Source organism: Streptomyces sp. NPDC056486, assembly GCF_042795295.1.
Classification (GTDB): Bacteria; Actinomycetota; Actinomycetes; order Streptomycetales; family Streptomycetaceae; genus Streptomyces.
Window position 1 is genome coordinate 1 of the sequence record NZ_JBHTSF010000257.1, and the last position, 8,689, is coordinate 8,689.

Sequence of the window (8,689 nt, forward strand, 5' to 3'; positions counted from 1 at the left end):
GCAGTCGCTGGCGCCGCCGCCACCCCGTGGACAAGGCTGTGCTCGGGCTCGGCCTCACTGTCCTTGCCGTCTCGCTGCCGCCCTGGCCCGGCGCCGCCCTGGTCCTGATCGCGGCGCTCGCCGTGCTCCTCGGACCTGCCGGTGTGCCGCCGCGCAAGCTGTGGCGCGCCTACCGCGTACCGCTCGGCTTCTGCGTCACCGGCGCCCTGACCCTGATCGTCCAACTCGGCGGAACCGGAGGGTTCGTCACGCTCGCCGACGGTGGTCCCGCCAGGGCGGGCGGTCTGCTCCTGCGCACGTCGGCGGCCTCGCTCGGCGTCCTGCTTTTCGCCTTCACCACGCCGATGTCGGATCTGCTGCCCCGCCTGGTGAAGGCGGGCGTTCCGGCGCCGGTCGTGGACGTGGCCCTCGTCATGTACCGGATGAGCTTCCTGCTCCTGGACTCCATGAGCCGGATCCGGCAGGCGCAGGCCGCCCGGCTCGGCCACACCACCCGGGCCGCCACCTGGCGCTCCCTCGGCTCTCTGGGTGCCACGGCGTTCGTGCGGGCCTTCGACCGGGCGACCCGGCTGCAGGCCGGGCTCGCCGGTCGCGGCTACGACGGAACCCTGCGGGTCCTCGTGCCCGACGCCCGGATCTCGCGGAGCTTCGTGGCCGTCAGCGCGGTACTCCTCACGGGCCTCGTGGCCCTCACCTTCGTACTGGAAAGGTTCCTTCCATGAGCGAGCCGAGCGACCCGAGCGAGCCGAGTCACCCGAGCGCTCCTCGCGAGCGAGAGCCGGGCGATTCCCTGGTCGCTCTGCGCGCTGCTTCCTACGCGTACGAAGAAGGGCCCACTGTGCTCAGCGGCCTGGACTTCGATGTCACCGAGGGCCGCGCCCTCGCGCTGCTCGGGCGCAACGGCAGCGGCAAGACCACCCTCATGCGGCTGCTGAGCGGCGGACTCCGCCCGGACCAGGGCGGGCTGAGCGTCGACGGCGTCCCCGTGACGTACGACCGCAAGGGTCTCACCCGGCTGCGCACCACCGTTCAGCTGGTCGTCCAGGACCCGGACGACCAGCTGTTCGCCGCCTCGGTCGAGCAGGACGTGTCCTTCGGACCGCTGAACCTGGGGCTGTCCGATGCCGAGGTCCGGGCACGGGTCGCCGAGGCGCTCGCCGCGCTCGACATCAGCGCCCTGGCGGACCGCCCCACCCATCTGCTCTCCTACGGCCAGCGCAAGCGGACGGCCATCGCCGGCGCCGTGGCGATGCGCCCCCGCGTGCTGATCCTCGACGAGCCGACCGCCGGACTCGACCCGGACGGCCAGGAACGTCTCCTGACCACCCTGCAAGAGCTGCGGGACGCGGGGACGACCGTGGTCATGGCCACCCACGATGTGGATCTGGCCCTCCGCTGGGCCGACGACGCGGCGCTGCTCACCCCATCGGGAGTGCGCACAGGGCCCGTCGCGGAGATGCTGGCCAGGCGGGATCTCCTGGCGCAGGCGGGACTCCGCCTGCCGTGGGGGATCGCCGTCTCGGAGCTGCTGCGGACGAAGGGTCTGCTGGCCGGGGAGGGCGAAGGGCCGCGCACGCCGGAGGAGTTGGCCGCCCTCATGGCTCCTGCGATGCCCGGTGCGTCAGCAGGCTGACGGACCCGGGGCCCGGGCGCGGCCGGGCAGGAGCGCCACGGCCACGAGGGGGATCGCGGCGAGCGCGAGCCACGGCACCCAGGGCGGAAGTCCGGCGTCCAGGAGCGAGCCGGTCGCTGCGCTGCCAGCGAGGACGATCAGGCCGGAGACCGAGGACAGCGCACCCGTATAGAGACCGAGCCTGCCGTCGGGCGTGAGGTCGGGGACCCAGGCGCGGGCGGCCGGTGCGACCAGCATCTGGCCGAGGGTGAGGAGGACGACGAAGGCGGCGGCCGGCAGCAGCCCGGCGACACCGGTCCAGGCGGCCGGGCGCGCGAGGGCCACGACGGCGAATCCGACGGAGATGAGCACGAGCCCGGCAGCCATGGAGCGCCGCAGGTCGAGTCGGTCCGCGGCCCAGTGGGTGACCGGGAGCTGCGTGGTCACCACCAGGATCGAGGAGAGGGCGAAGAGCCAGGCCAGCGGAGCCTGCGACCCGGCCGTGCGCTCCACCTCCTGCGGGAGGGCGAGATAGAGCTGGTTGTACGCAAGGAGATAGGCGCCGTACGCACCGCACACCGCCAGGAAGCGGCGGTTGCGCAGCATGTCGCGTACGCCTCCTCGTACGCGGATCCGCGCCCGCCCGGGGATGTGCTGGGGCAGCAGCCACAGATGCCCGGCAAGTACGAGGACGAAGACCCCGGACCCGGCGAGGCAGACGGTGCGGAAGTCGACGGAGAGCAGCAGCGCGCCGAGGAGCGGGCCGACGAACGCGCCGGCCTGGCCCGCCACGGTGAGCAGCGCAAGGATGCGGGTACGCGGGCCGCTCCCCGCCTCCTCCCAGAGCACCGCCTGCCGGGCGACCTCGGATTCCACGGCGGGGGAGAACAGGGCTGCGGCGAACCCGATCAGGAGTACCGCGCCGATGACCGACCAGGTCTGCTGCGCGTAGCCGAGCCAGGCGAAACCGGCGATCCGCAGCGAGCACCCGGTGAGCACGACGGGCCGTACGCCGTAGCGGTCGGTCAGGGCGCCGCCCACGACGAAGAGCCCCTGCTGGCTGAACGTCCGCAGGCCGAGCACGAGGCCGACCAGCCAGCCCGCCATGCCGATGGCCGTGCCCAGGTGCTCGGCGAGGAAGGGCAGAACGGCGAAGAAGCCGATGTTGAAGGCGAGTTGGGTCAGGATGAGGAGCCGCAGGAGTGGGGACAGGTTCGACCAGGTCCGTTCGCGGCGCGACGGGTCTTTGGGCCGGAGCTGCGCGGGAAGGGGCAGCTGGCGTCGACCGTTCACCGGGTCACCGTCCCAGGTCTGCGCAACTCCCGTGTCGGACGAGGCGCTTCGGGCATGAGAGGTGAATTCTCGGGTCGATGTCGGCCAGGTCGCGGGAAGGGAGAGACGGTCGACCAGATCCGTTCGTGGCGCGGTTGTTTCGTGTTCCGGGCCGGGGCCCGCGGCGGGGCGGGGCTGGGCTGTTCTCGGTTCACCGGGGAGGCGCCCCGGTCGTGGCCAACTCCCGTTCGGCAGGCCGCAGGTCGGTCACCGTGAGCGCATGGTCGGGCCGACGCTTCCGCCGCAGCCGCCGAGGAATCGGCACGCCGCCTGCCGCCGTCACGGCGAGGGCTCCGAGGAGGGTGAGCGCGGCTGCCGGGGCGAGCAGGGCCCAGGGGGCGCGTTCGGCGTAGGGCTGGTTCTCGGCGAGCAGCAGACCCCACTCGGGGGACGGGGGCTGGGCGCCGAGACCCAGGAAGCCGAGGGCGGCCAGGGCAAGGGCGACGGCGGGGAGCCGAAGGAGCGCGTGGCGGGTGACGGGAGGCAGAACCGCGGGCAGCAGATGGTGCCGGAGCTGGTGCCGACGGCCTGCGCCCAGACTCCGGGTCGCCGCCAGATGGAGGGTGGCGCGCTCCTGGAGGAGGAGGGCGGCGGTGTGGGCGGACAGGGGGACCCAGGCGACGGCGGCCACCGCGATGGCGGGGGTGGCCGCTCCACTGCCGGCGACACCGGCGACGAGAAGGCCCGCGAGCGTCGGCGGTACGGCGTTGAGCGTGTCGAGGAGCGGGCCGGAGAACCGGGGCAGGAGACCGAGCAGGACGCCGGCCGCCAGGGCGAAGGCGCTGATCCCCAGGGCCAGGGCGAGGGTGTGGAGCGCGCCGTGTCCGACCCGGGCAAGCACATCGCGGCCCAGGGCGTCCGTGCCGAACGGGTGCGCCCAGGTCGGTGCCTGGAGCCGGGCCGCGGTGTCCAGAGCGAGGGGGTCGCGGGCCAGGCTGAGCAGGATGACGCACAGCAGCACCCCGCCGTACAGCAGCGGCAGCCGGCTCGGCGCGGGTGGCGCCGGGCTGTGCAGGGTCGGCAGCGCGCCGTCGCCCAGTGCGGGGCCGCTCGTGAGCCGGGCCGCGAGGCGGAACAGGCCGCCCGCCACGGCGGCGAGCAGCACGAGCGCGAGAGTGCCTGCCTGAAGGACGGGCAGATCCTGCGCCACCGCGGCCTGCAGGGTGGAGCGGCCGAGTCCGGGAATGTCGAAGATCTGCTCCACGGCGACCGCGCCACCGGTCAGGCCCACGAGGAACAGGCCGAGGTTCGGCAGCAGGCCGGGGACGCAGCGGCGCACCGCCTGCCACGCGATGCGCCTGTTCGGGATGCCCCGGGCCGCGGCGGCCCGCGCCCAGGGTTCCGCGAACGCGCCGGGCAGCAGATCGTCGAGGAGGCGTCCGAGCAGCGCCCCGGCGGGCAGGCCGAGCGAGATCGCGGGCAGCACGAGCCACTGGGGGCCGTACCAGCCGAGGGCGGGCAGCCAGCCCAGATGTACGCCGACCACGGTGGCGAGCACCGAGGCGGTAAGGAACTCGGGCAACGCGGCAAGGACCGCTGCGCCGCCGCCCGAGTGGCGGCGCCCGCCGAGTCGACGCCGCGAGCCGAGCCACAGCGTGCGGGCGCACACCGCCCCTGCCGTGACGACGGCCACCACCAGCGTCACCGACATGAGGAACAGCGAGACGCCCAGGGACTGCACGACGGAGGGCAGTACCGCTTCACCGGAGATCCACGACCGCCCGGCGTCCCCGTGAAGGAGCCCGCCCGCCCACTGGCCGAGCAGGTGCAACGGGCCCTGGTCGAGGCCGAGTTCGGCGCGGATGGACGCCAGGGCCTCGGGGGTGGGTGTGCGCTCCGCGGCCCGGGCCTTGAGCACGGTGAGCGCCGGGTCGGTGCGCGAGAGCCAGGGCAGCAGACCGATCCCGCACAGCAGCGCCGCCGCGAGGGTCACGCGCCAGAGCAGCGCCGGTCCTGTGGTGCGGGCGAGGCCGCGCACGCCGTCCTCAGCGCCTCGTGCCGGCGGAGACCAGCGTCCGCTCGTACGGGTCGAGGACCTCGCCCCGCACCGAGCCGCCGACGCCCGTGATGATCCGCTGGTGGACCAGCGGTACGACGGCGTCCGTGCCGAGGATCGCGGCCTCGGCAGCCATGGTCGCGTCCTGCCGCTTCGCGGTGTCGGCCGTGTTCTCGGCCTTCTTCACGGCCTTGTCGACCGATGTGTCGCACAGCAGCGAGAGGTTGTAGCTGCCGTCGCAGGTGTAGTCGCTGGCGAGGACCGAGACGGGGTCGCCGGTGTCGAGCATGGTGTTGCGGGCGCCGACGAACGCGTCGAACTTCCCGGCCAGTGCGTCGCCCTCGATGCGGGAGGACTCACGGACCTCAAGCGTCACCTTGAATCCGGCCTTCTGCAGTTGCTGCTTGAGCACTTGGGCGACCTCCGGCAGCTCGGGCCGGTTGTCGTACGTGCCCAGGGTGATCGATTTCCCGGCGGGTGACGTGGCCCGCGCCTGCCCCTCGGGCTTGTCGCGCTTCCCGTCGGCCCAGTTCAGGGCGGGGCCGAAGATGCCCTTGCCGGTGTCGGCGTGGCCCTCGTACACGTCCTTGGCGAGCGCCGACGTGTCGATCGCGGCACGGGCGGCGGCGCGCAGGCCGGGGTCCTTGAAGGCGCCCTTCTCGGTGTTGAGCTGGAGCGCCGTGGTGCGTGCCGTCGCGGTCTCGCGGCCGTGGCCCTTGTCGAGCGATGCGGCCTGGGAGACGGGGACGGCCTCGGCGATGTCCACGTCGCCGGTGCGCAGCGCGTTCGTACGCGCGGTGCCGTCGGCGATGAACCTCGCGTCGACGCCGGACGCCTGGGCGCGGCCGTCCCAGTAGTCGTCGAAGCGGTCGAGGGTCGCCGCGGTGGCGCCGGTGGTCCTGGTGAGCTCGAAGGGTCCCGTTGCGGTCCCGACCGGACTGACCTTGTCGCCCTTCTCGTACGCCTTCGCGGAGAGTACGGCGAGGCCGGGGCTCGACAGGCGCAGCGGGAGTGCCGGGTCCGGGTCGGCGGTGGTGATCCGGACCCGGTCGTCGCCGACGGGCTTGGCGGTGAGGGCGGCCCCCGACAGTGCGGCCGTGACGGGCTTGGCCTCGGCCGCGTGGGTGAGAGCCGACGCGACGGCGGACGGCGTGACCCGGGTGCCGTCCTGGAAGGTGGCCTGGCGCAGGGTGAACAGCCAGCTGCGGTCGCCCTCCTGTGTCCAGGACGCGGCGAGCGCGGGGGCGGCGGTGCCGTTCGCGTCCAGCTCGGTCAGTCCCTCGGTGACGCCGAGACGGCTGAGGAGCGTGGCGTCGGCACCGTACGGAGAGAAGTTCTCGGAGGGTGGGAAGGCCAGCGCGACCTTGAGCCTGGCACCGCCCGCGGTGTCGCCCGACGCGTCGTTCTTGCTGGCGAAACAGCCGGTGAGCAGGGGAGCGACGAGCAGTCCTGCTATGAGCGGGCGGTGGCGGACGGAGCGCATGGTCCTCGTTCTCGGGGTGGAGTGTGTCCGAAAGTGCGGCGGCAGCCACAGAGGTTACATGACAACCATTTCCATTAATGACGGAGGGTGTGGCTCGGCCGCATGGTGAGGGGTGTTGAGGGGTGGGCTGGGGCCTAAGGCCGCATCGGCACTTCGAAATGCATGACGCGCGATTCGCCGGAGTCCTCGCGCTCGTCGTGCACGATCTTCCCCAGTGAGCGCCAGAAGCCCTCGGCGCCGGTCACCGCCGGATCGGTGTGCAGATATACGGAGCGGTATCCGCCGTCCGTTGCGGCGAAGTCCAACAGCTCGCCGACCAGTCGCCGGGCGAGGCCGCGTCGCCGGTGCCCGGCGCGTACATAGACGCGACGGAGCTGCGCCGTCTCGCCCGAGGGGAAGCGTTCGGCGATCCAGCTCGGATTCGGCGGATGCGCGGGACCGCGGGAGTCGAGCGCGGCGGTGGCGGCGACTGCCCCGTCCTGCTGGTCCACCGCGACGAGCAGTGTGTGGCGGGCGGGGCTCACGTACGCGCCGTCGAGGTCGATGATGTCGCCGTGCCAGCGTGGCACGTACCCCGTGCCGAAGTCGTGGTAAACGGTGTCGAGCATGACGGCCCGTGCGGCGTCGAGGTCGTCGGCGATGGCCGTCCTGATGCGGTAATCGTGCACTTGCACATCCTAAGCATTAGGCCGCGCGACCCTGCATTTCCGTTGCCGAGGGTGACCAACGTTGCATGGTCATGCGAAGTCATGCATACTCTTCCTATGTCCAAGGTCCTCACCTCCCTGCCCACCGGCGAGCGCGTCGGCATTGCCTTCTCCGGCGGTCTCGACACCTCCGTCGCCGTCGCCTGGATGCGCGACAAGGGTGCCGTCCCGTGCACGTACACCGCCGACATCGGCCAGTACGACGAGCCCGACATCGCCTCCGTGCCCGGCCGTGCCTCCGCGTACGGCGCCGAGATCACCCGCCTCGTCGACTGCCGAGAGGCGCTGGTCGAGGAAGGCCTTGCGGCGCTGGCCTGCGGCGCGTTCCACATCAGGTCGGGCGGTCGCCCCTACTTCAACACCACGCCGCTCGGCCGTGCCGTGACCGGCACGCTCCTGGTGCGGGCGATGCTTGAGGACGGGGTGCAGATCTGGGGCGACGGCTCCACCTTCAAGGGCAACGACATCGAGCGGTTCTACCGGTACGGGCTGCTCGCCAACCCGTACCTGCGGATCTACAAGCCCTGGCTCGACGCGGACTTCGTCACCGAGCTCGGCGGCCGCAAGGAGATGTCGGAGTGGCTGGTCGCGCACGAGCTGCCCTACCGGGACTCGACGGAGAAGGCGTACTCCACGGACGCCAACATCTGGGGCGCCACGCATGAGGCCAAGACCCTGGAGCACCTGGACACCGGGCTCGAGACGGTCGACCCGATCATGGGCGTGCGGTTCTGGGACCCGTCGGTGGAGATCGACACGGAGGACGTGACGATCGGCTTCGACCAGGGCCGCCCGGTCACGATCAACGGCAAGGAGTTCGCGTCGTCGGTCGATCTCGTCATGGAGGCCAACGCGGTCGGCGGGCGGCACGGCATCGGCATGTCCGACCAGATCGAGAACCGGATCATCGAGGCCAAGAGCCGCGGCATCTACGAGGCGCCCGGCATGGCCCTCCTGCACATCGCCTACGAGCGCCTGGTCAACGCGATCCACAACGAGGACACCCTGGCCGCGTACCACAACGAGGGCCGGCGCCTCGGCCGGCTGATGTACGAGGGCCGCTGGCTCGACCCGCAGGCGCTGATGATCCGCGAGTCGCTGCAGCGCTGGGTCGGCGCGGCCGTCACCGGCGAGGTGACCGTGCGGCTGCGGCGCGGCGAGGACTACTCGATCCTCGACACCAAGGGCCCGGCGTTCAGCTACCACCCGGACAAGCTCTCCATGGAGCGGACCGAGGACTCGGCGTTCGGTCCGGTGGACCGGATCGGCCAGCTCACCATGCGCAACCTGGACATCGCCGACTCCCGTGCGCGGCTCGAGCAGTACGCGGGCCTCGGTCTGGTCGGCGGCGGCCACCCGACGCCGATCGGCGCCGCGCAGGCGGCTTCGACCGGTCTGATCGGCGCGATGGACGGCGGCGGCGCCGAGGCGATCGCCTCGCGCGGCGAGGCCACGGAAGAAGAGACGATGCTGGACCGTGCCGCGATGGAGTCCGGCACGGACTGACACCGCTCACCAGTCGTACGCACCAGGGCAACGGGCCCCGGCGGATCACCATC

The 8,689-nt window shown here is 72.3% G+C and carries 7 protein-coding genes; 3 read left to right on the forward strand and 4 right to left on the reverse strand.

Annotation, left to right across the window (positions count from 1 at the left end):
* The coding region (gene cbiQ / locus ACFQ7F_RS44080) for a cobalt ECF transporter T component CbiQ (protein ID WP_383284794.1) at nt 1–722 on the forward strand (722 nt) is incomplete at its 5' end.
* Nucleotides 719–1,633 (forward strand): energy-coupling factor ABC transporter ATP-binding protein, encoded by a 915-nt coding sequence (locus ACFQ7F_RS44085; RefSeq protein WP_383284797.1) that lies wholly within the window; start codon nt 719–721, stop codon nt 1,631–1,633. The genes cbiQ and ACFQ7F_RS44085, both read left to right, overlap by 4 nt.
* Here the strand turns inward: ACFQ7F_RS44085 and ACFQ7F_RS44090 are convergent.
* From ACFQ7F_RS44090 to ACFQ7F_RS44105, 4 genes are all read right to left on the reverse strand, one after another.
* Entirely contained in the window at nt 1,622–2,887 is a 1,266-nt protein-coding gene (locus tag ACFQ7F_RS44090; protein WP_383284812.1) for an MDR family MFS transporter, read from the reverse strand. The two genes, ACFQ7F_RS44085 and ACFQ7F_RS44090, sit on opposite strands and share 12 nt — an antisense overlap.
* Nucleotides 2,888–3,095: 208 nt before the next feature.
* Entirely contained in the window at nt 3,096–4,922 is a 1,827-nt protein-coding gene (locus ACFQ7F_RS44095) for an ABC transporter permease subunit (RefSeq protein ID WP_383284800.1), read from the reverse strand.
* Nucleotides 4,923–4,929: 7 nt separating this feature from the next.
* Nucleotides 4,930–6,423: an ABC transporter substrate-binding protein gene (locus ACFQ7F_RS44100; RefSeq protein WP_383284803.1), complete on the reverse strand. Its 1,494-nt coding sequence runs from the start codon at nt 6,421–6,423 to the stop codon at nt 4,930–4,932.
* Nucleotides 6,424–6,557: 134 nt separating this feature from the next.
* The gene (locus ACFQ7F_RS44105; protein WP_383284806.1) at nt 6,558–7,091 is read right to left on the reverse strand and encodes a GNAT family N-acetyltransferase; all 534 of its coding nucleotides are present in this window, start codon (nt 7,089–7,091) and stop codon (nt 6,558–6,560) included.
* Nucleotides 7,092–7,187: 96 nt separating this feature from the next.
* Between ACFQ7F_RS44105 and argG the strand changes: the two genes are divergently transcribed.
* Entirely contained in the window at nt 7,188–8,636 is a 1,449-nt protein-coding gene (argG, locus tag ACFQ7F_RS44110) for an argininosuccinate synthase (protein ID WP_383284809.1), read from the forward strand.
* Nucleotides 8,637–8,689 lie beyond the last annotated feature (53 nt).

Bases quoted from the DNA above. Each gene is read 5' to 3' on its own strand.
- ACFQ7F_RS44085 (WP_383284797.1), top strand. From the start codon at position 719: ATGAGCGAGCCGAGCGACCCGAGCGAGCCGAGTCACCCGAGCGCTCCT.
- ACFQ7F_RS44100 (WP_383284803.1), bottom strand. From the start codon at position 6,423: ATGCGCTCCGTCCGCCACCGCCCGCTCATAGCAGGACTGCTCGTCGCT.
- argG (WP_383284809.1), top strand. From the start codon at position 7,188: ATGTCCAAGGTCCTCACCTCCCTGCCCACCGGCGAGCGCGTCGGCATT.